Here is a 24,648-nt window from a genome sequence, read left to right on the forward strand (position 1 = left end):
GATGAACCATCAGCCCTGACCTTGTGCCACCGGCAACTCCAGCCGCGACGGGCGCGCGTGGTCGTGGAACACCTGCTGTACCGCCTTGCGGGCGTCGCTGGCGACGCCGAGCGCAGGCGTCACGCGCGAGTTCAGGTTGCGGTCGAAGCGCGGAAAGTTGCTGCTCGAGACCTCGAGCCGCAGGCGGTGTCCGGACAGGAAGGTATGGGCGATATCCCACAGGTCGATGCGAAACTCGGTCGGCTCGTTCGGCACCAGGAACACCTCGCGCGCGCGGTCCTCGCGGTAGCGGGCGCGGATGATGCCTTCGGCGATGTTGGCGCAGTAGCCATCGGGCTCGACGTCGACCAGCTTGGCAGTGAAGTCGGTGTCCTCGGCGTCGCTCGCGGCGTGCAGCACCAGCGTGATCGGGCCGTTCAGCACCAGCGGCTCGGCCAGGCAGGCCGAGGTGTAGACGAGCACGTCCTGGCGTTCCTCGACGCTCGACTGGTCGGCAACACCCGTGGGCACGTCGATCATGCTGCGCCCGCCGGTGGTCGGTACCGGATCGAAGGGGGCGTAGACGAAGCTGTCCACGGCCTCGGCATCGGGTGCGCGGGTGTCCAGCGTGCCGTCGCCACGGCGGGTGTTGGCGCGTCCGCCGCTGTGCAGGTAGTACGGCCTGAGCGTGTAGGTGGGCGGCCAGGCGGGAGCTTCGCGCCAGCGGTTCTCGCCCATCTGCCAGTAGCGAACGCCGTGCTCGGGCAGCTCGCGCAGCGGTTCGCCGCGCAGGTGGTGGCCGAACCAGTCGAAGGCCATTCCCGCCAGCACGTCGGGGCCGGTCATCGCGGTGGGGCCGAAGTCGCGCTCGCCGGCGTGGCAGGGCCGCTTGTTGTAGTAGGCGCTGTGGTCGGTCGGGCCGATGATCAGGCGATGGCGCGAGCGCAGCGCGGGATCGCCGTCGCGGCGCAGCGCCGCGTCGAAGTCCATGTGTCCCTTGAGGCAGGTGTCGTACCAGGCGCTCAGGTGCATTACCGGCACCTGGATGCGTCCGGCGGCGGCGACGTTGTCGACGCTCGACCAGAAGGCGTCGTAGGCAGGGTGCGAGAGCCACTCGCGCCAGTACGGGGCGGCACCATCCTGGTAGGGCGGGAAGTCGATCAGCGGCAGGAAAGCGGCCGAGCCGTTCATGTCGGTGGCTGCGGCGTCGATGCGCGCCATTGCGGCGGTCCGCTCTGCGTCGCTCAGCCCGAGGCGTGACAGCGTGTCGCGCGCCAGGATCTTCCACACCCACGACATCTGGAAGCCCAGTTCGAGCGCGCCGCCCGCGGAATAGGCCCAGCCGCAGTGGAAATCGGTTGCGGTCATGTAGGCAAACACGGCTTTCAGATGCGGGGGTGCGGCAACCGCGCCCTGGATGGCAGCCAGTCCCAGGGCACAGGCACCGTAAAGCCCCACGTTGCCGTCGGACCAGGGCTGGGCGGCGGCCCATTCGACCGTGTCGTAGGCGTCGTTGCCTTCGTCGCCGTAGGGTTTCCACTCGCCTTCGGAGCCGGCGCGCCCGCGCGCCTCGGCGGAAACCACGACGTAGCCTTTCTGGGCCGCGATCAACGGGCTGAACAGCAGTTCGTGCACCACCAGGAAGCTGTCGTTGTCGTAGGGGTGAACGTTCACCAGCGTCGGGTGTGCGGCATCGTCGCGCGGGCGGTAGATGTCGGCAGCGAGCCGCGTGCCGTCGCGCATCGTGATCATCACGTCGCGCTCGACGAGGATGTCGTGAGCCATGGGAGGCCTCCGTGAGCCGGTGCGAATGGGTGTGGGCATCATCTTAGGGTCGAACCGGGGTGAAGTAAATTTCCCTGACTAAAAATCGATTCTCGTCGTGTCGTTTCGGCATTGATGCCGGTCAATACGATCCCCCGGGTGGCTTGTGGTACCCTGCGCGCCTCTTGTCGTACCCAGGGAGTCACGCATGGTTGCGTTTCAGGGGAAGCCCGAACTGGTGTGCCCGGCCGGAGGCTTGCCGGCGCTGAAGGCGGCCGTCGACAACGGTGCCGACTGCGTCTACATCGGACTCAAGGACGAGACCAACGCGCGCAATTTCGCCGGCCTGAATTTCGATGCGAAGACCGCCGCCGAAGGCATCCGCTATGCGCACGATCGTGGGCGCAAGGTGCTGTTCGCCATCAATACCTACGCGCAGGCGAAGGGCCTGGCGCGCTGGCGCGCCGCGGTCGACCGCGCTGCCGAGCTCGGTGTGGATGCCGTGATCCTGGCCGACATGGGGCTGCTCGCCTACGCCGCGAAGACGCATCCCGCGCTGCGTTTGCACCTGTCGGTGCAGGGTTCGGCGACCAACTACGAAGCGGTGAACTACTGCCACGAGATGTTCGGTGTGCAGCGAGCCGTGCTGCCGCGCGTGCTGACGATCCCGCAGGTCGAGCACGTGATCGAACACACGCCGGTCGAGATCGAGGTGTTCGGTTTCGGCAGCCTGTGCGTGATGGTCGAGGGGCGCTGCCTGCTGTCTTCCTACGCAACCGGCGAGTCGCCGAATACCCATGGTGTGTGCAGTCCGGCGCGTGCCGTGCGTTGGCAGAAGGGCGAGCAGGGGCTGGAGAGCCGGCTGAACGGCATCCTGATCGACCGCTACCGCGACGACGAGAACGCCGGCTACCCGACGCTGTGCAAGGGGCGCTTCGAGGTCAACGATGAGACCTACTACGCGCTCGAGGAGCCGACCAGCCTCAACGTGCTGTCGGTGCTGCCGGATCTGTTTCGCATCGGCGTGGCCGCGATCAAGGTCGAAGGGCGCCAGCGCAGCCCGGCCTACGTGGCGCAGGTCACGCGCACGCTGCGCGCGGCGATCGACAGTTGCGGTATCGACGGGCAGCGCTATTCGGTGCGCCCGGCATGGAGTGCCGAGCTGAACAAGGTGGCCGAGGGACACCAGGCGACGCTCGGCGCGTACAACCGGCCGTGGAGATGAACCCGCGATGAAACTCTCTCTGGGACCGGTGCTGTACTACTGGCCGAAGGAGCAGTTGCTGCAGTTCTACGCCGATCTCGTCGACGCGCCGTTCGATGTCGTCTATCTCGGTGAGGTCGTGTGCTCGCGGCGTACCGCGATGCGCTTCGACGACTGGATGGGGCTCGCGCGCGATCTGCGTGATGCGGGCAAGGAGGTCGTGCTGTCGACGCAGGCGCTGCTCGAATCGGAAGCAGACCTGCGGGCGCTGCGCAGGATGACCGGCAATGGCGAGTTCGCGGTCGAGGCGAACGACCTCGGCGCGGTCCGGTTGCTCGCACGTGCTGGCGCGCCGTTCGTCGCGGGTCCGCACCTGAACATCTACAACGCGGGCACGCTCGAGTGGTTTGCCGGGCAGGGGGCGACGCGCTGGCTGCCTGCGGTCGAAGCCTCGCGCGAGATAGTGCTCGAGATGCAGTCGACACGGCCTGCCGGGATGCAGACCGAGGTGTTCGTGTTCGGACGCATGCCGCTCGCGTTCTCGGCGCGCTGCTTCACGGCACGCCATCACAACCTGAACAAGGACAGTTGCGAGTTCCGCTGTCTCGACGATCCGGACGGCATCACGCTGCGCACGCGCGAAGGCGAGCCGTTCCTGACGCTGAACGGCATTCAGACGCAGTCGGCGCTGAGCTACAACCTGCTCGCCGAGGTGCATGCGCTGCAGTCCGTCGGTATCGATGTGCTGCGGCTCAGTCCGCAGTCGACGCACATGCGTGAAATCATCGACGCGTGGGCCGTGGCGCTGCGTGGCGAAACGCCGCCCGACATCGATTCCCTGCTGCCCGTTGGCCCCTGCGACGGCTACTGGTTCGGCCGGCCGGGGATGGAGAAAAGTGTGCCGGAGGCGCTGCGATGGGAGTGACGTCGAGGTTTCCCGCGCCGTTGGCACGTTTGATCGAGCGCCTGCCGCAGTGGCCGCACGGCATTCCAGCTGCGCTGGCGTTGAATCTTGCGCGCTACCTGCGCCTGCTGCCCGAGGATCTGTCGGCGCTCGAGGGGCGAACCTTTGTAATCCATGTGCGCGACGTCGGCGCGCGCTTTCGTTTCCGCTACGAGGGCGGGCGCTTCCGGCCACTGTTCGGGCCGGGTGAACCCGATCTGATGTTCAGTGCCGATACCGCCGAGTACCTGAAGCTGCTGCGTCGCGAGGAAGACCCCGACACACTGTTCTTCAACCGCCGGCTCGATATCGAGGGGGATACCGAGCTCGGGCTGATCGTGAAGAACATGCTCGACTCGCTCGAGCCGCTGAGCTGGACTGCGATCGACCGCGCCTTGCGCGAGCGAATCAGGCCCTCACCACCGCCGTCGGCGTAGCGTCGTCAGGTCCGTCGCCTGCACTGCGCATCACGCCGAGATCGCGAGTGCGGCAGCCGGGCAGGAATTCGGTCGAGATGCCGCGCAGGCGCAGCTTCGCGTAGATGCGGTTCAGGTGTGTGCGCAGCGTCGCCCGCGAGATGCCCAGATGGGTGCCGATTTCGGCATTCGTGTTTCCGCGCAGCGCCAGCGCCAGGACTTCCTGCTCGCGTGCGGTCAGTCCGGCATGTGCGTAGTGAGCCAGTGCGCTGTGCTGGCGCTCATCGAGCGGCTGCAGCAGCGTCGTGATCCGCTGCGGACTGCAGATCATCGTCACGTCGTACAGCGCACCATGGATCAGACGGTTGCCATAGGTGCTGCTGCCCCAGTCGCGCCACTGGCGGTCATGATCGGCGGCGAACAGCGCCATGCAGCCATCGCTGCACACCGTGCCGCTGCGCTCGCCACAGATTTGCCGGCAACGTGCGTCCTGCATCAGGACGCGCCCGTTGCCATCCTTTACGCACACGGCGACCGCGCCGTCGACCAGCGCATCGTGCAGTGCGGTTGTTTCGGGAGTCGAAGTTTCCATGCCGTTACTCTAATCTGACTTCGTGCCAAGTAGAACCCGAATTTTTGTGTGCGGCGTCGAGCAGGCGAGCGTCTGCGCGGGCGTGTCGTTTCTGGAGGTATCGTCGTGATGAAGTCATTGGATGCACCTGCGGGCCGGATCACGGCGCAGGACTACATCGTGCTTGGCGACGGGGGCGCGTACCTGGCGGGCTCGCGCTGCACCGCCTGCAATGCGGTATTCCTTGGCGAACGACGGGTGTGCGCGGCCTGCGGCGCCCGCGAACGCATGGCGACATTGCGACTTGGTGATCGCGGTCGCGTCTACAGCTTCACCACCGTGTGCCGCAGCTTTCCTGGCGTGCCGGTACCGTTCGTGATGGCGGTGGTCGATCTCGACGACGGCCCGGCGCTGCGCGGCACGCTGTGTGATGTCGATCCGCAGCAGGTGCGCTTCGACATGCCGGTGCGTGTGGTGTTTCGCGACAGCGGTCAGCGCGATGCGAGTGGCGCTGCATACATCGCCTTCGCCTTCGTTCCGGATCTGGAGGAGCAATCATGAGCAGCGTGTACGTGATCGGTGCCGATATGATCGGCTTCGGCCGCTTTCCGCAGCGCAGCGTCGCGGATCTGGCAGCCGAAGCCGCGCTGCTCGCGCTCGACGACTGTGACCTGTCGATTCGTGACATGCAGGCGCTGTACTGCGGCAACCTGTACCAGTCCGCCTCGATGGTCGGGCAGCGTGTGCTGCGCGAAATCGGCATGAGCGGGATTCCGGTGGTGAACGTCGCGAATGCGTGCGCCACCGGTGCCACCGCGCTGCGCGAGGCGTGGGTCGCGATCCGTGCCGGCATCTGCGATCTGGCGTTGGCAGTAGGTGTGGAACAGATGGGCAAGGGATTGCTCGGCGCCGGTACGGGTGATGGCTTCGTCGCCGAGGGAGCGATCGGCTCGGATACCATGCCGGCAATGTTTGCGCTGATCGGGCAGGAGCATACGCGCCGCTTCGGCACCACCTTCGAGCAGTTTGCGCGCGTGGCGGTGAAGAATCACCACCATGCCACGCTGAACCCGAAGGCGATGTACCGTGTCGAAACGCCGCTCGAGGAAGTGATGAGTGCGCCGATGATCAGCTACCCGCTGACCCGGCCGATGTGCTCGGTGAACGTGGATGGTGCAGCGGCAGCGGTGCTGGCTTCGGAGTCGGCAGTCAGGCGTCTGGGGCTTGGCGCACGAGCGGTGCTGATCCGCGCTTCAGCGATGGCCAGCGATCCCTTCGAGGCACGTGCCCTCGCGAGCGCCGACTTCAACGCGGTGACGCGGCTCGCAGCGCGTGCGGCCTGGGAGCAGGCGGGGTTGGGGCCGCAGGATCTGGATCTGGTCGAGTTGCACGACTGTTTCGCGACCGCCGAACTGGTGCATTACGAAAACCTCGGGCTGTGCGCAGACGGCGAGGCGGGGGCGCTGATCGACAGTGGCGAGACCGCGCTTGGCGGGCGCATTCCGGTGAACGTCTCGGGCGGGTTGCTCTCGAAGGGGCATCCGCTCGGTGCGACCGGGATCGCGAACGTCTGCGAGATCGTCACTCAACTGCGCGGCGAAGCCGGCGCGCGCCAGGTGCCGGGGGCGCGCATCGGACTCACGCACGTGGTCGGCGGTGGGCAGAACATGGGCAGTTCCTGCGTGATCCATGTCTTCGAGAAGACCTGAAGCCCAGATTCGATCGGAACACCCGTCGGGTTGAAACCCGACCTACGTAGGTCGGCATTCATGCCGACATGGACGTTGATGCCGATGCAGATCCACCGGTCACCCGCATGCGTAAATGCAGGCATGGAATCATGGCTGCATTTTGACAATCGCTTCGTCGCCGAACTGCCGGGTGATCCCGAACAGGGCACGCACGTGCGACAGGTGCACGGTGCGCTGTACTCACGGGTGCGCCCGACACCGGTCTCCGCACCACGTCTTCTGGCGTACTCGGCCGAAGTGGCGGCAGAACTCGGCATCGATGTGGATGCGCTCGACAAGGCGCATCTTGCCGGGATATTCGGCGGTAACGCGCTGCTGGCGGGCATGGATCCGTGGGCGGCGAACTACGGCGGTCACCAGTTTGGTCACTGGGCGGGACAGCTCGGCGACGGACGTGCGATCTCGCTCGGCGAAGCGATCACCCGAGCCGGCGAGCGTCGCGAACTGCAACTCAAGGGTGCCGGCCCTACACCGTACTCACGCCATGCCGATGGGCGTGCCGTGCTGCGTTCGTCGATACGCGAGTTTCTCTGCAGCGAGGCGATGCATCACCTCGGGGTGCCGACCACGCGTGCACTGTGCCTGGTGGCGACCGGAGAAAATGTGGTGCGCGACATGTTCTACGACGGCAATCCGCGTGCAGAGCCAGGGGCGATCGTATGCCGCGTTGCGCCCTCGTTCATCCGCTTCGGCAGTTTCGAGCTGCCGGCCGCGCGTGAGGATCTCACGCTGCTGGAGCGGTTGGTCGACTTCACGATTGCGCGCGATTTTCCAGCGCTGGACGGCTCCCGCGAACAGAAACGTGCCGCCTGGTTCGCCGAGGTCTGCGAGCGCACCGCGCGGCTGGTTGCCGCGTGGATGCGGGTCGGCTTTGTGCACGGGGTCATGAATACCGACAACCTGTCGATTCTCGGGCTCACGATCGATTACGGTCCGTATGGCTGGATCGACGATTTCGACCCCGACTGGACGCCGAACACCAGCGATGCAGCGACGCGTCGCTATCGCTTTGGTCATCAGCCCGGGATGGCGCGCTGGGGGCTGTTGCGACTCGCTGGCGCGTTGCTGCCGGCATTCGCCGACGTGGAGGTGCTGCGCGAGGGGTTGCGTCGTCATGACGAGGCCGCGCACGAGGCCGAACGGCACAATATTGCCGCGAAGCTGGGTCTGGTCGAGTGCCGCGACGACGATCCCGGGCTGATGGACGAGCTGCAGCGGCTGCTGCATGCGGCCGAGGTCGACATGACGCTGTTCTTCCGCAAGCTCGCCGATGTGGAGCCGGCGCGAGTCGATCTGCGCGCATTCGGCGATGCGTTCTACGACGAGCGCAAGCGCGACGCGTCTGCCGCTGCCTTCAGCGCCTGGTTCGCGCGTTACGCGGCGCGGCTTGCGGGTGACCCCTTGCCGGTGGCGGAGCGCCATGCCCGCATGCGGCAGGCCAACCCGCTGTATGTGCTGCGCAACTATCTGGCACAGCAGGCGATCGATCGTGCCGAACAGGGCGACATCGCCGGCGTCCATGAGCTGCTCGATGTGTTGCGCCGGCCGTACGAGGAACAGCCGGGACGCGAGCACCTTGCGCGCAGGCGCCCCGACTGGGCGCGCGAACGCGCCGGCTGCTCCCGGCTGTCGTGCAGCTCCTGATCCGGGCGTCGTGCTCAGCGCCCCTCGAAACGCGGAGACCGCTTCTCGAGAAACGAGCGGAAACCTTCCTCGAAGTCGCGGGTTCGCAGCAGCGGCAGCGTCTGCAGGTAGACGCGTTCGATGTGCGCGCTGAAGTCCTCGCCAAGCCCCGAGCGCATCATGCGTTTCGCGGCCTGCACCGCGAGCGGTGCGCTGCTGGCGATCTCCTCGGCAAGCGCACGCGCCGCCGGCAGCAGTGCATCCGGTTCCATCACGTGCGCGACCAGTCCGAGCCGTTCGGCTTCGGCAGCACTCAGCGTGCGACCGGTGAACACCAGCTCCGCCGTGCGTTGCCAGCCGATCAGTCGTGGCAGCAGCCAGGTGCCGCCGGTCTCGGGCAGGATGCCTCGACGCGTGAATGCGGCCGAAAGCTTTGCCTGCGTGCTGCAGAAGCGCACATCGCAACCGAGTGCGAGGTCGAGGCCGAAGCCTGCCGCTCCGCCGTTGATTGCGCAGATCACCGGGGTGTCCATGCCGTGCAGCACCACGGGCGGGAAGGTACGCAGATCGAGTGTGGTCGCGAGCGCGAAACCGCCACGCGCCACACCTTCGTCGCTTGCCGCGTCCTGCAGGTCGAGCCCCGCGCAGAAAGCCTTGCCGGCGCCGGTCAGTACCACGGCGCGTATCGCCGGGTCCTGCTCGCAGGCGAGCAGGGCCTCGGACAGCGCGAGCAGCATCGGATGCGAAATGGTGTTGAGCTGCTGCGGGCGGTTCAGCGTCACGGTGGCCACGGCACCGTCGCGGTCAAGCAATACGTCGCTCATCGTCACATCTCCCCTGGTCAGGATTCGTCGTGTCAGACTGTGTGCAGCCGCGCGATCGTCGCACGCATCAGGTCTTCATCACGGCGCGCCTCGTCGAGCAGCGTCAGCGTGACCGTGTCGAACAGGCCGTCGGCCTTGGCGCGCACCGCGTCACCGAGCCGGTCGTAGGTGGCGACCACCGCCCACTCGTCGAGCATCTCGTCGGTGATCAGTGCCGGCATATCGGCCCATTTGCCCGCGAGCGACAGCTCATGCAGGCGCAGTCCGGTTTCTTCCCAGCCGTGGTACTCGAGCACGCGGTGGTACGAGCGCGTGGAAGCGTAGAACGAAATCTGCTTGCGCACGGCATTCTTCGCCTGTTCGACGTCTGCCTCGGTGCGTCCGGTGGCGAGGAATGGTGCGCCGACCAGGTCGAATTTCGCCGGATCACGACCGCTGCGCGCCGCGCCCTCGGCGATTGCCGGCAGGATCACCTCGCGGGTATGGCTGAAGGTCGAGATCGGATGCAGGCGCAAGCCCTCGCACAGCTCGCCCGCCAGGCGTGCCATATAGGGGCCGACGGCGGAAATGTAGAACGGCACCTCCGGGTGTGCGATCGGCCCGGGGTTGAAGAACGGAGCCATCAGCGTGAACTGGTAGAACTCGCCCTTGAAGTAAGTCGGCTTGGCAGGGTTCTGGAAGCTGGCGAAGATTGCCTTCAGGCACAGCAGGTACTCGCGCATGCGCGGCCCCGGAGCGCTCGGCCACGGCGTGCTGTAGCGCTTCTCGTTATGCCCCTTGACCTGGGTGCCCAGCCCCAGCGTGAAGCGTCCACCGGAATAGTGCGCGAGGTCCCACGCCATCTGCGCGGTCACCATCGGGCTGCGTGGGAATGCGACGGCGACGTTGGTGCCGATGATCAGGCGTGAGGTGTTTGCGGCGGCGATCATCACCGGCAGGAAGGCGTCGTGGCCGGCCTCGGCCGTGGTGATGCCGTCGAAGCCGATGTCCTCGAGCAGACGGCAGGTCGCTGCCATCTGTTCCAGTGTTACGCTCGGTTGGCCGTGTCCGGCGTACTGATTGGTGTCGGGGCCGAACAGCGGTGTTTCGACGCGCAGTGCCATGATGGACGCTCCTGGTGCATGTGGGCTGATCGTAAAGCGCGCATCCAATCACAGCGCTGGCGTGATCTCAACGGTGTGCGCGGACGGGCTTGTATCAAAAGCTGCCGTCGTGGTGTCCCGGCGTGCTGCGTGAGTGCTGCGAGAGCGGCTTGTCAGCCGGGAAATGCACGGTGATGATGTCTGGCGTGACGTCCAGGCCTGCGAAGGAGGTTGCAGTCATGAGCACGGTGGATGTATTGCCGCTCGACGGCATGAGTGCGTTGGTCACGGGCGGTTCGGGAGGTATTGGCGTAGCCTGTGCCGAGGCGTTGTTGCGCGATGGAGCCTCGGTCACCCTGAGCGCACGTCGTATCGAACCACTCGAAGAGGCGCGCGCGCTGCTTCGGTCCAGCGTACGCCCTGGCGCACGCCTTGCAATCATTGCCGGCGACTCGATGGTCGCGACTGACGTCAAGGCCGCGCTGGCGCTCGCCTGCGAACATACCGGTCGTGTCGATATCTGTGTGCCCACGGTCGGTGGCGGCGGGATCCGGCCGTTCCTGCTGCACGACGAGAAGAGTTTTCTCGCCGAAATCGAACTGAACGTGATGTCGGCATTTCTCGTGATCCGGCATGCCACACCGATCATGGCAAGCCATGGCGGGGGCAGCATCGTCTGCGTTTCCTCCAATGTGGCCAAGCTCGCTTACCCGTGGCTGTCTTCGTACGTGACCGGCAAGGCTGCGCTGGAAGGCATGGTGCGTACGCTGGCCGAGGAGCTTTCGCGCTTTCGTATCCGTGTGAACGCGGTGCGCCCGGGGCTGACGCGTACCGAGGGAACGGCACCCGTCTACGCCGACAGAGAGACCTACGATCAGATGGTCATCGAAAACCCGCTGGGGCGTATCGGGGAGCCAAGGGATATTGCGGCCGGCGTGCGCTACCTGGCCGGTCCGGAGTCGTCGTGGGTGACGGGCGAGAGCATCGCAATCGACGGTGGCAACGAGATGCGCAAGGCCGGTGACATGTCCTTGCTGGCGGAGAGGATCTACGGTGCAGAAGTGTTTGCACGCCTGCTGCGCGGCGAGGATCCGTTGCAGTCGGCCGGGGGCGATGCGGCGATCGGAGGCCGCGACAGCGGGCGGGAGTACTGAGGCGGCAAGCGGGTTTGCGGTGCGCGGCTGCCGGTGGCGGAAGTGTGATCGGGGCCGGGCAGTGGCTTGGCAGTGCTGCGCGCGCACAGTAGAGTTCCGCAGTCGTTTCTTTCATCTTCAACCCGGGGGTCTGTTCGATGTCGTCTGCTGTCTGGAAGGTCTTCGATCTCGAACAGCTCAAGCGATCGGTTGCCGGTACCGAACCACGGATCGTCGAGTTCCTGCGTGGAACGCAGATGTCCTGCGCGATCTACCGCCTGCCGGTCGGTGCGCGCGACATGCAGGCACCGCATCTGGAGGACGAGATCTATGTCGTTCTCGAAGGCAAGGCGCGGCTGCGCATCGATGGGCAGGAACGGGATGTGGGAGCCGGCACGGTGCTGTTCGTCGGGGCAACCACCGAGCATTCGTTCTTCGACATCCGGGAGGATCTCACGCTGCTCGCGATCTTTGGCCCCGCGGGTGACGGGCCCTGACACGGCGGTTCGTGCCGTGATGGCAGGAGGCGTGGGTGAGCGTGCGTGACGGGCCGGTCGGGCTGATCGGTCTGGGTCATCTGGGCCGCGCGATCGCAACGCGACTGCTGGACGAGGGGTGTGCGCTTCTGGTCTGGAACCGCACGGCCGACGTTTGCGACGCGCTGGCAGAGTACGGCGCCGAGCCCACGGCCACGCTCGGCGAACTCGTGGAACGCTGCGATGCCGTGCTGCTGTGTCTCGACGATACCGCAACGGTGCAGGAGGTCGTCTTCGGTGCCGACGGGGTGGCCGTGTTTGCCGCCGATGAGCAGATTCTGGTCGATCTGTCCGCGACTGCGCCGACAGCGACGCGCTGGTTCGCGCGCGAACTCGCGCAACGCAGCGGCATGGCCTGGGTCGATGCGCCGGTCGTCGGCGATCTCGAGGACGCGCAACAGGGTTCGCTGCTGGCAACCGTCGGCGGCGCCGAAGCGGACGTGGCGAGGGTACGGCCGCTGCTCGAACTCTTCTGCGCGCGGGTCAGCCGCATGGGCGAGGTCGGCACGGGGCAGGCCGCTCGCCTGTGCCATGCGATGCTGGCGGGTGCGACCGCGCTGGCACTGGCCGAAACGATTGCCTGGGCCGAGCGCAACGGGGTCGATACCGAGCAATTGGCTGCGGCTCTTGCGGGGGCGCCGGCTGATTCGCTGCTGTTGCAACGCATGGGTACGCGCATGGCGGTACGTGAGTTCGATCCCCTGCTGGTCACCACGGCCGCGTTGCGCCACGATCTGGATCTCGCGATCGACTGTGCACGAGCGAGCGGTGCCGCGCTGCCGCTGGTCGCACTGGCAGCGCAATTGCTGCATCAGCACGGATTGCGCGCGCAGGCGGATGCGGATCTGTCGACGCTGATCGAGCTCTATACGGAATGATGCTGACAAGGGAGGCATGCGAATGAAGGATGGTGAGACAGTGGCAATTCTGGGAGCCAGCGCCGACCCCGAGCGCTATGCCTTCCAGGCACAGCGGTTGCTGAAGGAGCACGGACACCGTGTGGTGCCGGTCAGCACCCGGGAGCCGGCGATCGACGGTGACGCTGCGGTGCCGGACCTTGCAGCGATCAAGACGCCGGTGGACACGGTCACGGTCTACGTGCGCCCGGCCATCTCGAGCACATTGCGCGAGCAGTTGCTGGCCTTGCGCCCGAAGCGGGTGATCTTCAATCCGGGCACCGAGAATCCGGAACTGGAGGCCGCGTTGCGCTCGGCCGGAATCGCCGCACAGGACGCCTGTACGCTGGTGCTGTTACGTACCGGCGAGTTCTGACGGGGGAGTGGCAGGCGTCCCGCCGCGTGGACGGGACGCGCTGTCCGGCGCCTTTCTCAGGCGGTGGCGCTTGTCGGAGCCTCGGGTTCCGGGGTCACCTTGGCGGTGGGTGCGGCGGGCCTGCGCTTTGCAACCGCCTTCTTTGCCGCTGCGCGCTTCGCTGGCGCCGACTTCACTACGGCCAGTTTCGTCGCAGCCGGCTTTGCCTTGGCTCCAGCCTTTGGGCGTGCGCTGCGCTTCGGCTTTGACTTCGGCTTCGACTTCGCAGCCGCGCGCTGTTTGCCTGGCAATGCAGCGCGTGTCTTGTCGGTCTTGTCCGTGTCACGGGGTCCCCGTTGCTTGCCCACGACTTTCGCCGACTTGCCGAGCAGCATCGAGTGCAGTTCCTCGTACGAGGCCTCCAGGCATTCCCGATAGAACTGCGGGTCGGGCATCTGGTCGCGGTCGGCAGTGATCGAGACCGCGATCTTGCCGTTGAAGCTGAACACGGCATGGAACAGCCCCAGACCGGGGTTGATCAGCCCGATCGGATAGAAGCTGACCAGCCGTGCACCGGCACAGTAGAGATTCATCGACGGTCCGGGTACGTTCGTGATCACCGTAGCCTGGCCCAGCGGCAACCGGCGCGTGAGCTTGCGGCGTACGTACATGCGGGCCAGTGGCTTCGCCAGTATCGGCGGCAAGGTTCCAGGTAGACTGACCACACCGGCGATCGGCGTGTCGATGTACTGCTTGCCCTCGTCCAGACTCTTCTTGATCGCCTGCAGGCGTTCGACCGGGTCCTCGATGTTGGTGTGCAGCATGGCGGTCATCGAGCCGACCTGGTTGTTGTCGTCGGTCTCGCCGACGCGCGCACGCATGTTGACCGGCATCGAGGCGAGCAATGACTCCTCCGGCAGCTCGTTGTGCGCCTGCAGGTACTTGCGCATCGCACCGGAGATGATCGTCACCGCGACGTCGTTGATCGTCAGCCCGGCCGCATCCTTCATCTTCTTGAACTCGGACAGTTCGAACTGCCGCGCCTCGAACACGCGGTTGTGGCCCACCGGTTCGTCGAAACGGACCTTGGGTGCCTTGATCTGCATGGGCGGCAATTCGTGTTTCGCGATGCGCCTGAACATCGACCCGAAACCGCCGATGGTGCGGCCGACCGCTCTTATACCGCCGGTGAAGCGCGATCCGCTCTTGAGCAGCGCTCGGCCCAACAGGTAGGTCTTCGACGGTTCGATTTCGGCAAACCGGACCACCTGTTTGCTCCCTTCGTTGTCGTTGTCTGTCGACGGCACGGGCTCGAGGTCGTGCAGTGCGCTCATGAAGCTCTGCCCGCCGGCACCGTCGACCAGCGAGTGGTGCATCTTCGTGTATACCGCAAAGCTGCCCTTTGGCAGGTCTGGAATATTGTCCAGACCTTCGATGACGTAGACCTCCCACAGTGGGCGGCTCATGTCGAGAGGGCGCGAATGCAGCCGCGCGACCTGGATGCAGAGCTGGCGCCAGTCACCCGGCTTTGGCAGCGCGATATGGCGGATATGGAATTCGACGTCGAAGTTCGGGTCGAGCACCCAGTACGGACGATCCAGGCCGAGCGGCACTTCGACCAGCCGTGTACGGAAGATCGGCAGCTTCGCCAGGCGATGCTCGAAGCTCGAGAGCACGTCCTTGAAGCGAACGAATTTCCCGGGTGCAGTGGATGGATCGTAGATCCCCACACCGCCGATGTGCTGCGGTACCGTGGGGTTCTCGAGGTTGATGAACGTGCTGTCGGTGACTCCTAGCTGGCGCATGCTCGCGGTCCTGTGGTAGTGGCTCCTTATCGGCAGCAGTTTAACCACCGACGCTTTGTTCTGTCATGGCAATTTGCCGTGTCCGTGTGTGTGAATGTGTCACGGCTGCACCGGCCGTCGCAAAACGCGGCGAAACGGGTGGCGAAGGCTTCGCAGCGGGGGCGTGCGCCGCAGGCACTCAGCCACGACGTGGTGCAAGCAGTTCCAGCGCACGTTCGTCGGGTCCCATCTCGCCGTCGGGGCGAAACGCCTGGATGCATACGTGGTTGGCGCCGGCGCCATGGTGCGCTGCGATGCGTTCGCGCAGTTGCGCTTCGTTTCCCCACGCGCAGATCGCATCGACCACGCGGTCGCTGCCGCCGTTGGCGAAATCGGCGTCGGTGAAGCCGTACTCGCGCAGGTTGTTCTGGTAGTTCGGCAGGCCGAGGTAGATCGCCATGTGCTTGCGTGCAACCGCGCGAGCGTTGACCGGATCGCTGTCGAGCACGAGCATCTGCTCCGGGCACAACCAGGCGTCTGGACCCAGTGTCGCACGCGCACGTGCGGTGTGTTCGGGCGTGACGAAGTACGGATGCGCTCCGCGCGTTTTTTCAGCCGCCAGCTTCAGCATGTTCTGCCGCAGTGCGCCGAGCACGACAGGCGCTTCCTCCGTGGGTTCCTTGCCGAGATAGAGCGCCTTTTCCATCGCCTCGAGGTACGCGCGCATCGTTGCCACCGGCTTCGTCGAGTAGTCGTGACCGCGCACTTTCTGCACCAGGTGCGCGTGCGACACACCGAGCCCCAGCACGATCCGGCCCGGTGCCATTTCGGCCAGCGTCTTGCGTATCGCCTGCATCGTCATCGGATCGCGTGCATAGATGTTCGCGATGCCGGTAGCGAACACCAGCGAGCGCGTGTGCGCGCTGAGGTAGCCGATGGTCGCGAACGGGTCGCGGCCGACCGCCTCCGGAAGCCACAACGCCGAATAGCCCCAGGCCTCGACGCGCTGTGCAAACGCAGCGAGTTCCGGTGCGCTGAAATTGTCGACGAAAGCCCAGACGCCGAGACGGCCGATATCGGTTGCCATGACGCGCTCCTTCTTGCTGTGTTGCCTGATTGGGTGCGAAGCCCAGTCTAGCGAATACGCGCACCTCGGGTCATGCGTTGCTGCCGTCGCACGCAGCGCGCTGTTAGCATGACGACGCTGTTCACGCTGGCGAGGAGACATGCCGATGACACGACCGATCCGACCGCTGACCGGGCTTCGTGTGCTGGAACTGGGGCAACTGCTGGCGGGGCCGTTCTGCGGGTCGATGCTCGCGTATTTCGGTGCTGAGGTGATCAAGGTCGAACCGCCAGGAGGTGACCCGATCCGTGGCTGGCGTGTGCTCGACGACGGTGGCACCTCGTACTGGTGGCGTTCGCTAGGGCGCAACAAGAAGTGCATCACCGTCGATTTGCGCAGTGAACGCGGACAGGACACGGTGCGCAGGCTGGCGGAGCGCTCGGACGTGCTGATCGAGAATTTCAGCCCCGGAGTGCTCGAGCGCTGGGGGCTCGCGCCGCAAGCGTTGAAGGAGCTGAATCCGCGGCTGGTGATCGCGCGGATTTCGGGTTATGGGCAGGACGGTCCATACGCTTCCCGCCCGGGTTTCGCGTCGGTCTGCGAAGGGATCAGTGGCTTTCGGCATCTGAACGGCTTTCCGGGCGAAGTGCCGGTGCGCCAGAACCTGAGCATTGGCGATACGATCGCGGGACTGCATGCGGTGCTCGGCATCCTGCTGGCGCTGCGCGCGCGTGACGCCAGCGCGGACGGCGCCGGCCAGGTGGTGGACGTCGCGCTCTACGAGTCGATGTTCAACCTGCTCGAGGCAGTGGTGCCCGAGTATTCGGGCGCCGGCGTGATCCGTCAGCCGGCAGGTACCACCGTGACCGGCATCGTGCCGACCAATACCTACCGCTGCAGCGACGGCAAGTGCGTCGTGATCGGCGGCAACGGCGATTCGATCTTCAGGCGTCTGATGGAGACGATCGAACGCGAGGACCTTGGCAACGATCCGCAGCTTGCGAGCAATGCCGGACGGGTCGAGCGCGAGCCGGAAATCGATGCGGCACTTGCTGCGTGGTGCGCCGTGCGGCCGGCGGCCGAGGTGCTCGACCTGTTGCAGCAGCGGCGCGTACCGGCCGGGCCGATCTACGACGTGGCCGATCTGAGTGCCGACTCGCATTGCCGTGCCCGCGGCCTGTTCGAACGCGTCGAGGTCGATGGCAAGGTGCTGGAGATACCCGCGCTGATGCCGCGCCTGCGGGATACGCCGGGTGCTACCGAGTGGCCAGGGCCAGTCATTGGCAGCCATACCGACGAGGTCCTGCGCGAGGTGCTCGACCTGGACGAACAGGCGATTGCGGCACTGCGTGCCGACGGCATCATTTGAGGGCGAGCCGGGCATACTGCGCCACGGCTGTGACGAAGAGCCCATACATGCGGAGAATGCCAGAATGCTCATCGGGGTGCCCAGAGAGATCAAGACCCACGAACATCGCGTCGGTCTCACGACCGCGAGCGTCAGCGAACTCGTGCACCACGGGCACCGGGTGATCGTCGAAGCGGGGGCGGGTGTCGCCGTCGGGCTGGATGATGACGCGTATCGGCGTGCGGGTGCCGGGATTGTGGATACGGCTGCCGAGGTATTCGCGCGTGCCGAGCTGCTGGTCAAGGTGAAGGAGCCGCAACCGCAGGAGTACGGCATGTTGCGCGAGGGGCAGGTCCTGTTCACGTACCTGCATCTGGCGCCCGATCCCGTGCAGGCGCGTGCCTTGCTCGAGTCGGGGTGTGTCGCAATCGCATACGAGACAGTGACCGGTCCCGGGCGCACGCTGCCGCTGCTCGCACCGATGAGCGAGGTCGCCGGGCGACTGTCGATCCAGGCAGGCGCACATTGCCTGGAAAAGGGGCAGGGAGGTTCAGGCGTGCTGCTGGGGGGCGTCCCGGGCGTAGAAGCTGCACGGGTGGTCGTGGTCGGCGGTGGTGTCGTCGGCAGCAATGCGATCCGTGTCGCGATGGGCATGCGTGCGCACGTCGCGGTGCTCGACAACTCGTTGCAGCGCCTGAAGGAACTCGACTTCCGTTTCGGTTCGGCGCTGGATACGGTCTTCTCGACGAGGGAGGCGCTGGCGCGGCATGTGAGTGGCGCCGACCTGGTGATCGGTGCCGTACTGGTTCCGGGAGCGCGTGCACCGAAGCTCGTCACGCGCGACATGGTGAAGGCGATGCGACCGGGCTCGGTGGTGGTGGACGTGGCGATCGACCAGGGCGGATGTTGCGAAACCAGCAGACCGACCACGCACGCCGCACCGACGTTCGTGGAGCATGGTGTGGTGCACTACTGCGTGAGCAATATGCCGGCGGCGGTGGCGCGCACGGCGGCCTTTGCACTGAACAACGCGACGCTGCCGCTCGTGCTTGCGCTGGCGAACCAGGGCTACCGCAAGGCGTTGGCCGAAGACCCGCACCTGCGTGACGGCCTCAACGTTCATCGTGGGCATATCACCTGCGCGGCGGTTGCGCAGGCGCTCGGGCTTGCGTGGTTGCCGGTGGCAGAGGCGATGGCCTGAGCGTGGTCAGCATCGATGCGTGCGGTATTGCCGCTCGTGGACCATCCGACTACCCTTCGCGGCACAAGCGCAAATCGGCAACGGAAAGGGTGGCAGCATGACTGGCAGCAGAAGGTGCGTGCGACTGTCGGGACGAGTCGCACGGCTGGTGGCAGTGGTGCTCGTATTGGCTGTCGCGGTCGTGTCGTGCGCCGGACAGCCGCGACGCGAGGCAGCCCGGCAGAGTCCGGACGCGTTGTACGCCACGCTGGAGCTTGCGATGGCGCGCTATCGGGACGGGCTGCACGGTCTGCGCGGGGGTGACGTCGAGGGTGGACCCGAGCTGATGCAGAGTGCAAGCGCAGAGCTTGCCGCTGCCGGCAACGCCTGTGTCACGACGCCAGGCTGCGAGCCGCAGCGCTTCATGGCGGCGTACGGAAACCTGCTGGCGCTGCGCAGCTCGGTGCTCACCGGCGATGCCGAGGGCTTCGCCGAGCTGACGCCGGAGCCACAGCGCGAGACGCGCATGCTGACCGATGACGTGCCGGAAGCTGCGCGCAGCGTGAATTTGCTGCATGGGCACGATCTGGCGAAAGTGATCCGCATCAACGGACCGGTAAAGGCCGCGCTGCACGACTGGCTTACCTGGATGCGGCCGAATCTGGTCAATGCGTGGGAGAACTACGCGTACATGCGTCACCTGATGTGGCCTGCCTATGAGCGGGCGGGGCTCCCCGAGGCGTTGCTGTTCGGCATCCTGGCCAAGGAGTCGGGTGGCAAGGTGCACGCGGTGTCGCCGGCCGGTGCTGCGGGGCCGCTGCAGTTCATGTACCACACCGGCATGCGCTTCGGCCTGCGCAACTCGGACGGATTCGACACGCGTTTCGATCCGGCAGCAGCGGCACAGGCCAACGTCGCGTACCTGCAGGAGCAGTTCCGGCATCTCAACAACAGCCTCGAAATGGCGCTTGCTGCATACAACGGCGGTGAAGGCCGCATGCGGCGCATCGCGGGCAGCGCGCGCAACAAGGATTTCTGGTCGGCCGAGATCTTCAGGCAACTGCCGAGCGAAACGCGCGAGTATGTGCCCTACGTGCTTGCGGCTGCCTGGCTGTTCCTGCATCCGGAGGAATACGGGCTGGAATTCCCGCAAGTCGACGGAGCACCGGGAGAGGTTCATCTTGCCCAGGCGATGACGCTGGGCGAACTGACGATCTGTCTCGGCCAGGCGGGCAGCCGCGATGGCTGGTTCCGTACCCTGCGCAACCTCAACCCGCGTGTGGATCCCGACCGGCGCCTGCCGGTTGGCAGCACCGTGGCTTTGCCCTCGCGGCTGGTCGCCGTCTACGACGCACAGTGTGTACGCGGACGCATGGCTGAACTTGCGGTGCTGTTGCAGGATGCACGCCAGTCGCGCAGTACGACTCGAACCGCGACGGCGGTTCCCGGTGGGCGCCAGTATGTGGTGCGCAAGGGCGATACGCTGGCGAGCATCGCGCGCAAGCACGGTTGTGCCAGTCCGCAGGCACTGGCACGGGCGAACAATATCGCTGCGCCGCGCTACATGATCCGGCCGTCACAGTCGCTGCGTCTGTCGGGCTGCACGGGCTGATCGCGTATCCGCTGCGTCAGTCGTCGGCGTCATTGCGGCGGGCGGCCCCATAGTCGGCGAAGCGCGCGATCACCGCGCGCATCTGCGTGGCGTCGAGCAGTCGTGGTTCGCCTGCCGTCAGCGCGGCGAGGTACTGCGCCGCGAGCTCCTCGACTTCCACGGCCAGAGCGAATGCTTGCCCGAGGTTCGAACCAAGCGTGAGCTGACCATGGTTCGCGAGCAGGCACGCACGCCGGCCACTCAGTGCCTGCAGCGCGTGCACGGCAAGTTTCTCGCTGCCGAACAACGCGTACGGAGCGCAGCGTATCGAGTCACCACCGGCAGCAGCGACCATGTAGTGGAACGCCGGTATGTCACGCCCGCAACACGCGAGCGCTGTTGCATGGCGTGAGTGGCAGTGCAGGATCGCGTCCACGTCGGGACGTGCGCGGTAGATCGCCGCGTGCAGTGGCCATTCGCTGGAAGGGCGCAGTGCACCAGCCAATACCTTGCCGTGCAGATCGACCGTGACCGTGTCGGTGGCCTGCATCGTCTCGGGCTCGAGTCCGCTGGGGGTGATCCACATGCCTTGCGGGCAGCGGATCGATGCGTTGCCGGAGCTGCCGTGCGACAGTCCCTGTGCTACCGCGCGTCGCATGCAGTCGGTCAGTGCAGTCGCGGCTGTTACGTATTCCATCGTTGTTGTCTCTGTCGGCATGAATGCCGACCTACGTGGGTCGGGTTTCAACCCGACGGAATGGGTGTGAACCTCTGTCGGCATGAATGCCGACCTACGTGGGTCGGGTTTCAACCCGACGGAATCGGCGTGAATCCCTGTCGGCATGAATGCCGACCTGTGTGGGTCGGGTTTCAACCCGACGGAATGGGTGTGCATCCCTGTGTCGGCATGAATGCCGACCTGCGTGGGTCGGGTTTCAACCCGACGGAATCGGCGTGCATCCCTGTCGGCATGCATGCCGACCTGCGTGGGTCGGGTTTCAACCCGACGGAATCGGCGTGAACCTCTGTCGGCATGAATGCCGACCTGCGTGGGTCGGGTTTCAACCCGACGGAATCGGCGTGAACCTCTGTCGGCATGAATGCCGACCTGCGTGGGTCGGGTTTCAACCCGACGGAATGGGCGTGCATCCCTGTCGGCATGAATGCCGACCTGCGTGGGTCGGGTTTCAACCCGACGGAATCGGCGTGAACCTCTGTCGGCATGAATGCCGATCTGCGTGGGTCGGGTTTCAACCCGACGGAATGGGTGTGCATCCCCGTCGGCATGAATGCCGACCTACGTGGTGGCTGCATCAGTCGGTCGTTGCCGCCTTGCGGGCACGACGGTGGCGGTGCAGCAGTGGCTCGGTGTAACCATTCGGCTGCTCGCGACCCTTGAATACCAGGTCGCAGGCGGCACGGAACGCGATGCTGCCGTCGAAGTCCGGCGCCATCGGGCGATACAGCGGATCGCCGGCGTTCTGGGTATCGACGACCGCTGCCATGCGTTGCAGCGTTGCCATCACCTGCGCAGTGTCGCAGACGCCGTGACGCAGCCAGTTGGCGATGTGCTGGCTCGAAATGCGCAGCGTGGCGCGGTCCTCCATCAGGCCGACGTTGGCGATGTCGGGCACCTTCGAGCAGCCCACGCCCTGATCGATCCAGCGCACGACGTAGCCAAGGATTCCCTGCGCGTTGTTGTCGAGCTCGTGCTGGATTGCCGTGGCGTCGAGTGCACGTCGATCCCGCAGCAGCGGGATACGCAGGATGTCGTCGCGCCGCGTGCGCGCACGTCCGGCCAGTTCGTGCTGGCGTGCGGCAACGTCGACCTGGTGGTAGTGCAGCGCGTGCAGGGTGGCTGCAGTCGGCGAAGGCACCCACGCGCAGTTGGCTCCTGCCAGCGGGTGGGCGAGCTTGCTGTCGAGCATCTGCGCCATTTCGTCCGGCTTCGCCCACATGCCCTTGCCGATCTGCGCGCGCCCGCGAAAGCCGCTCGCGAGTCCCGTGTCGACGTTGTGGTCTTCGTAGCAACGGATCCAGCTTTCGTCCTTCATCGCCTCCTTGCGCACCACCGGACCGGCTTCCATGCTGGTGTGGATCTCGTCGCCGGTGCGATCGAGGAAGCCGGTGTTGATGAAGATCACACGTGAACGTGCCGCCCGGATGCATTCCTTCAGGTTCAGTGTGGTGCGTCGTTCCTCGTCCATGATGCCGATCTTCAGCGTGTCGCGCGCGAGACCGAGTGCGTCCTCGACCGCGGTGAACAGATCACAGGCGAGCGTCACTTCGTCTGGTCCGTGCATCTTCGGTTTCACGATGTAGACGCTGCCGCGACGCGAATTGCGTACCCCCGACCGACGCCGCAGGTCGTGCACCGCGGCCAGCGTGGTCATCATCGCGTCGAGGATGCCCTCCGGAATTTCGGCACCATCGTGGTCGAGCACCGCATCCGTCGTCATCAGGTGTCCCACGTTGCGAACCAGCATCAGGCTGCGACCGGGCAGCACCAGGGCAGTGCCGTCGGCGGCCGTGTATTCGCGATCCGGGCTCAGGCTCCGGGTCAGCGTGCGGCCGCCCTTGTCGAAATGCTCGGTCAGATCACCTTTCATTAGCCCGAGCCAGTTGCGGTAAACCAGAACCTTGTCGGCGACGTCGACCGCGGCGACCGAGTCCTCGCAGTCCTGGATCGTGGTCAGCGCGGACTCGAGGACGACATCGCGAATTCCCGCAGGATCGTCGCGCCCGATTGCGTGCGTGCGATCGATCAGGATTTCGATGTGCAGGCCGTTGTTGCGCAGCAGCACCACTTCGGGGCTTGTCGGGTCGCCACGGTAGCCCACAAAGCGTGCGTCATCGGCGAGCGTCGTCGTGCCGCTGATCGTTTGGGCGCGCAGGACGCCCGCGTCGACCGCCAGGCCCGTGACTTCGCTCCAGGAGCCCGCATGCAACGAAACCGCCTGGTCGAGGAAGCGCCTTGCGAACGCGATCACCCGTGCGCCACGCACCGGGTTGTAGGCGCCAACACGCGCGGCGCCGTCGTCTTCGGCGATCGCGTTGGTGCCGTACAGCGCGTCGTACAGGCTGCCCCAGCGGGCGTTGGCCGCATTCAGCGCGTAGCGGGCGTTCGTCACGGGTACCACCAACTGTGGCCCGGCGATGCGCGCGATCTCGTCGTCGACGCCGTCGGTGCCGATCGTGAAGTCCTCGCCTTCGGGCAGCAGGTAGCCGATGCGCTCGAGAAAGTTCCGGTAGGCCGTGCGGTCGAAGTCCGGTCCGGGGTGTGCGCGATGCCAGGCGTCGATCTGCGCCTGCAGTTCATCACGGCGCGCAAGCAGCACGCGGGTGCGCGGTGCAAATTCGCGCACGATGGCGGCGAGCCCGCGCCACACGGCGTCGGCTCCGATGCCGGTGCCGGGGAGCATCTCGTCGAGCACCAGATCGTGCAGTTCGCGGGCAATCTGCAATCCGTGGATTTCGATACGCTCTTGCATGGTCTGGGTTCTCGGCAGGGGGGGGGCGAGTGTCCGATTCTAGGGTGGCGTGGCAGGGTGTGTTCAATTATGGCGACAATGCCCGCTATTCATGGTGTGAATCATTCGATGCCTGTCGAGACCCCGTCATCGATTTCGCGTGCCACCTCGATGATCAGTCGGCGCAGCCACTGGTGCCCGGGGTTGCGCTGCAACAGCGGACTCCATGCCATCTTCAGTTCGAACGGCGGGATTTCGAACGGCGGCGATTCGATGGCCACCCGTGGATCGTCGCGCATCAGCAATGCAAGCTTGCTCGGTACGGTGACCACCAGATGCCGCTGCTGCGCCAGCAGCACCGCGACCTGATAGTGACGCGTGAATACGCTGATGTGCCGCTTGCGCCCGAGGCGACCCAGTGCCTCGTCGACCCAGCCGAGGTCCTGCACTGCGCTGGGATCGACGCCGACTCCGACGCCCATGCCGGTCTTGCTCACCCACACGTGCTGCGCCTGGAGGTATGGCTCGAGGCTGAAGCCGGGCAACAGGGGGTTTTCGACGCTCAGCAGGCAGGAAAAATCATCCTGCCATACGGTCGTCTGGTGAAAGGACTGTGGCATCGAGTCGAAGCGGTTGATCACCATGTCGACCTTGCCCTGTTCGACGTTCAGATAGCTGACGTCACTCGGCGTCATGATGTCGAGCGCCACGCTGGGCGCTTCATGGCGCAGTCGCGCGAGCACGGCTGGAATCAGCGTGGATTCCGCGTAGTCGCTGGCCATGATGCGGAACACGCGCGTCGATTGCGCGGGATCGAACGGCTTTCTGGGTTGGATGGCGCGCTCGACCGCGCTGAGCACGCTGCGCACCACCGGTTGCAGGTCCATCGCGCGCTCGGTCGGCGTCATCCCCTCGCTGGTGCGCACCAGCAGCGGGTCGTCGAACACTTCGCGCAGTCGCCGCAGTCCGTTGCTCATCGCTGGTTGCGTGATCCCGAGGTAGCTCGCGGCCCGTGTCACGTTGCGTTCACGCAGCAGCACGTCCAGGTAGACGAGCAGGTTCAGGTCGATCCTCTCTATATTCATAGTGCGAATGCCAGCGATACAAGCGATAAATTAGATCAATTTTCGCG

The 24,648-nt window shown here is 65.7% G+C and carries 22 protein-coding genes; 13 read left to right on the top strand and 9 right to left on the bottom strand.

Features of this window, described 5'->3' with window-relative positions:
• Nucleotides 1-9: 9 nt before the first annotated feature.
• Nucleotides 10-1,764 carry a CocE/NonD family hydrolase gene (locus H7A12_12440; GenBank protein MCP5321611.1) on the bottom strand — a complete coding sequence of 585 codons (1,755 nt, stop codon included), beginning with the start codon at nt 1,762-1,764 and terminating at the stop codon, nt 10-12.
• A gap of 187 nt (nt 1,765-1,951) precedes the next feature.
• On the opposite strand from H7A12_12440, the gene H7A12_12445 reads away from it, so the two are divergent.
• The 3 genes from H7A12_12445 to H7A12_12455 are packed head-to-tail and all read left to right on the top strand — an operon-like array spanning nt 1,952 to nt 4,327.
• Nucleotides 1,952-2,968, top strand: coding sequence for a U32 family peptidase (locus H7A12_12445; protein ID MCP5321612.1), 1,017 nt, complete (start codon nt 1,952-1,954; stop codon nt 2,966-2,968).
• Nucleotides 2,969-2,975: 7 nt separating this feature from the next.
• The gene (locus H7A12_12450) at nt 2,976-3,872 is read left to right on the top strand and encodes a U32 family peptidase (GenBank protein ID MCP5321613.1); all 897 of its coding nucleotides are present in this window, start codon (nt 2,976-2,978) and stop codon (nt 3,870-3,872) included.
• The gene (locus H7A12_12455; protein ID MCP5321614.1) at nt 3,863-4,327 is read left to right on the top strand and encodes an SCP2 sterol-binding domain-containing protein; all 465 of its coding nucleotides are present in this window, start codon (nt 3,863-3,865) and stop codon (nt 4,325-4,327) included. The genes H7A12_12450 and H7A12_12455 overlap by 10 nt, the downstream gene beginning before the upstream one ends.
• Here H7A12_12455 and H7A12_12460 read toward each other — a convergent pair.
• On the bottom strand, nt 4,299-4,898 hold the full coding sequence (locus H7A12_12460; protein MCP5321615.1) for a LuxR family transcriptional regulator: 600 nt from the start codon (nt 4,896-4,898) through the stop codon (nt 4,299-4,301). The two genes, H7A12_12455 and H7A12_12460, sit on opposite strands and share 29 nt — an antisense overlap.
• Before the next feature lie 108 nt (nt 4,899-5,006).
• Between H7A12_12460 and H7A12_12465 the strand changes: the two genes are divergently transcribed.
• The 3 genes from H7A12_12465 (at nt 5,007) to H7A12_12475 (ending at nt 8,272) form a co-directional block, all read left to right on the top strand.
• Nucleotides 5,007-5,438: an OB-fold domain-containing protein gene (locus H7A12_12465; GenBank protein MCP5321616.1), complete on the top strand. Its 432-nt coding sequence runs from the start codon at nt 5,007-5,009 to the stop codon at nt 5,436-5,438.
• The gene (locus H7A12_12470; GenBank protein MCP5321617.1) at nt 5,435-6,586 is read left to right on the top strand and encodes a thiolase family protein; all 1,152 of its coding nucleotides are present in this window, start codon (nt 5,435-5,437) and stop codon (nt 6,584-6,586) included. The genes H7A12_12465 and H7A12_12470 overlap by 4 nt, the downstream gene beginning before the upstream one ends.
• Nucleotides 6,587-6,709: 123 nt before the next feature.
• The gene (locus H7A12_12475; GenBank protein MCP5321618.1) at nt 6,710-8,272 is read left to right on the top strand and encodes a YdiU family protein; all 1,563 of its coding nucleotides are present in this window, start codon (nt 6,710-6,712) and stop codon (nt 8,270-8,272) included.
• Between the two features lie 14 nt (nt 8,273-8,286).
• On the opposite strand, the gene H7A12_12480 is transcribed toward H7A12_12475, so the two are convergent.
• Nucleotides 8,287-9,075: an enoyl-CoA hydratase/isomerase family protein gene (locus H7A12_12480; protein ID MCP5321619.1), complete on the bottom strand. Its 789-nt coding sequence runs from the start codon at nt 9,073-9,075 to the stop codon at nt 8,287-8,289.
• A 32-nt stretch (nt 9,076-9,107) separates the two neighbouring features.
• Nucleotides 9,108-10,178: a TIGR03617 family F420-dependent LLM class oxidoreductase gene (locus H7A12_12485; protein ID MCP5321620.1), complete on the bottom strand. Its 1,071-nt coding sequence runs from the start codon at nt 10,176-10,178 to the stop codon at nt 9,108-9,110.
• A gap of 218 nt (nt 10,179-10,396) precedes the next feature.
• Here H7A12_12485 and H7A12_12490 point away from each other — a divergent pair, with 218 nt between their 5' ends.
• From H7A12_12490 to H7A12_12505, 4 genes are all read left to right on the top strand, one after another.
• A complete protein-coding gene (locus tag H7A12_12490; protein ID MCP5321621.1) occupies nt 10,397-11,311 on the top strand; it encodes an SDR family oxidoreductase in 915 nt (304 codons plus the stop codon).
• A 137-nt stretch (nt 11,312-11,448) separates the two neighbouring features.
• Nucleotides 11,449-11,787, top strand: coding sequence for a cupin domain-containing protein (locus H7A12_12495; GenBank protein ID MCP5321622.1), 339 nt, complete (start codon nt 11,449-11,451; stop codon nt 11,785-11,787).
• Between the two features lie 35 nt (nt 11,788-11,822).
• Entirely contained in the window at nt 11,823-12,704 is an 882-nt protein-coding gene (locus H7A12_12500; GenBank protein MCP5321623.1) for an NAD(P)-dependent oxidoreductase, read from the top strand.
• Between the two features lie 22 nt (nt 12,705-12,726).
• Complete coding sequence (locus H7A12_12505; protein ID MCP5321624.1) at nt 12,727-13,098, top strand: CoA-binding protein; 372 nt, start codon at nt 12,727-12,729, stop codon at nt 13,096-13,098.
• Between the two features lie 56 nt (nt 13,099-13,154).
• Here H7A12_12505 and H7A12_12510 read toward each other — a convergent pair whose 3' ends face one another.
• Complete coding sequence (locus H7A12_12510; GenBank protein MCP5321625.1) at nt 13,155-14,882, bottom strand: wax ester/triacylglycerol synthase family O-acyltransferase; 1,728 nt, start codon at nt 14,880-14,882, stop codon at nt 13,155-13,157.
• 178 nt (nt 14,883-15,060) lie between these two features.
• Complete coding sequence (locus tag H7A12_12515) at nt 15,061-15,948, bottom strand: TIGR03620 family F420-dependent LLM class oxidoreductase (GenBank protein ID MCP5321626.1); 888 nt, start codon at nt 15,946-15,948, stop codon at nt 15,061-15,063.
• Nucleotides 15,949-16,093: 145 nt separating this feature from the next.
• On the opposite strand from H7A12_12515, the gene H7A12_12520 reads away from it, so the two are divergent.
• The 3 genes from H7A12_12520 (at nt 16,094) to H7A12_12530 (ending at nt 20,067) form a co-directional block, all read left to right on the top strand.
• A complete protein-coding gene (locus H7A12_12520) occupies nt 16,094-17,296 on the top strand; it encodes a CoA transferase (protein ID MCP5321627.1) in 1,203 nt (400 codons plus the stop codon).
• A gap of 64 nt (nt 17,297-17,360) precedes the next feature.
• On the top strand, nt 17,361-18,476 hold the full coding sequence (gene ald / locus H7A12_12525) for an alanine dehydrogenase (GenBank protein ID MCP5321628.1): 1,116 nt from the start codon (nt 17,361-17,363) through the stop codon (nt 18,474-18,476).
• A gap of 124 nt (nt 18,477-18,600) precedes the next feature.
• A complete protein-coding gene (locus tag H7A12_12530; protein ID MCP5321629.1) occupies nt 18,601-20,067 on the top strand; it encodes a transglycosylase SLT domain-containing protein in 1,467 nt (488 codons plus the stop codon).
• Nucleotides 20,068-20,083: 16 nt separating this feature from the next.
• Here the strand turns inward: H7A12_12530 and H7A12_12535 are convergent, their stop codons facing one another.
• From H7A12_12535 to H7A12_12545, 3 genes are all read right to left on the bottom strand, one after another.
• A complete protein-coding gene (locus tag H7A12_12535; protein ID MCP5321630.1) occupies nt 20,084-20,743 on the bottom strand; it encodes a class II aldolase/adducin family protein in 660 nt (219 codons plus the stop codon).
• 616 nt (nt 20,744-21,359) lie between these two features.
• On the bottom strand, nt 21,360-23,537 hold the full coding sequence (locus tag H7A12_12540; GenBank protein ID MCP5321631.1) for a malate synthase G: 2,178 nt from the start codon (nt 23,535-23,537) through the stop codon (nt 21,360-21,362).
• A 101-nt stretch (nt 23,538-23,638) separates the two neighbouring features.
• A complete protein-coding gene (locus H7A12_12545) occupies nt 23,639-24,601 on the bottom strand; it encodes a LysR family transcriptional regulator (protein MCP5321632.1) in 963 nt (320 codons plus the stop codon).
• Between the last annotated feature and the right edge of the window lie 47 nt (nt 24,602-24,648).

The sequence above is a fragment of the Pseudomonadales bacterium genome (assembly GCA_024234165.1).
Lineage (GTDB): Bacteria > Pseudomonadota > Gammaproteobacteria > Pseudomonadales > UBA5518 > UBA5518.

Coding starts and splice junctions, on each gene's coding strand:
- H7A12_12440 (MCP5321611.1), bottom strand. CDS start 1,764: ATGGCTCACGACATCCTCGTCGAGCGCGACGTGATGATCACGATGCGC.
- H7A12_12445 (MCP5321612.1), top strand. CDS start 1,952: ATGGTTGCGTTTCAGGGGAAGCCCGAACTGGTGTGCCCGGCCGGAGGC.
- H7A12_12450 (MCP5321613.1), top strand. CDS start 2,976: ATGAAACTCTCTCTGGGACCGGTGCTGTACTACTGGCCGAAGGAGCAG.
- H7A12_12455 (MCP5321614.1), top strand. CDS start 3,863: ATGGGAGTGACGTCGAGGTTTCCCGCGCCGTTGGCACGTTTGATCGAG.
- H7A12_12460 (MCP5321615.1), bottom strand. CDS start 4,898: ATGGAAACTTCGACTCCCGAAACAACCGCACTGCACGATGCGCTGGTC.
- H7A12_12465 (MCP5321616.1), top strand. CDS start 5,007: ATGAAGTCATTGGATGCACCTGCGGGCCGGATCACGGCGCAGGACTAC.
- H7A12_12470 (MCP5321617.1), top strand. CDS start 5,435: ATGAGCAGCGTGTACGTGATCGGTGCCGATATGATCGGCTTCGGCCGC.
- H7A12_12475 (MCP5321618.1), top strand. CDS start 6,710: ATGGAATCATGGCTGCATTTTGACAATCGCTTCGTCGCCGAACTGCCG.
- H7A12_12480 (MCP5321619.1), bottom strand. CDS start 9,075: ATGAGCGACGTATTGCTTGACCGCGACGGTGCCGTGGCCACCGTGACG.
- H7A12_12485 (MCP5321620.1), bottom strand. CDS start 10,178: ATGGCACTGCGCGTCGAAACACCGCTGTTCGGCCCCGACACCAATCAG.
- H7A12_12490 (MCP5321621.1), top strand. CDS start 10,397: ATGAGCACGGTGGATGTATTGCCGCTCGACGGCATGAGTGCGTTGGTC.
- H7A12_12495 (MCP5321622.1), top strand. CDS start 11,449: ATGTCGTCTGCTGTCTGGAAGGTCTTCGATCTCGAACAGCTCAAGCGA.
- H7A12_12505 (MCP5321624.1), top strand. CDS start 12,727: ATGAAGGATGGTGAGACAGTGGCAATTCTGGGAGCCAGCGCCGACCCC.
- H7A12_12510 (MCP5321625.1), bottom strand. CDS start 14,882: ATGCGCCAGCTAGGAGTCACCGACAGCACGTTCATCAACCTCGAGAAC.
- H7A12_12515 (MCP5321626.1), bottom strand. CDS start 15,948: ATGGCAACCGATATCGGCCGTCTCGGCGTCTGGGCTTTCGTCGACAAT.
- H7A12_12520 (MCP5321627.1), top strand. CDS start 16,094: ATGACACGACCGATCCGACCGCTGACCGGGCTTCGTGTGCTGGAACTG.
- ald (MCP5321628.1), top strand. CDS start 17,361: ATGCTCATCGGGGTGCCCAGAGAGATCAAGACCCACGAACATCGCGTC.
- H7A12_12535 (MCP5321630.1), bottom strand. CDS start 20,743: ATGGAATACGTAACAGCCGCGACTGCACTGACCGACTGCATGCGACGC.
- H7A12_12540 (MCP5321631.1), bottom strand. CDS start 23,537: ATGCAAGAGCGTATCGAAATCCACGGATTGCAGATTGCCCGCGAACTG.
- H7A12_12545 (MCP5321632.1), bottom strand. CDS start 24,601: ATGAATATAGAGAGGATCGACCTGAACCTGCTCGTCTACCTGGACGTG.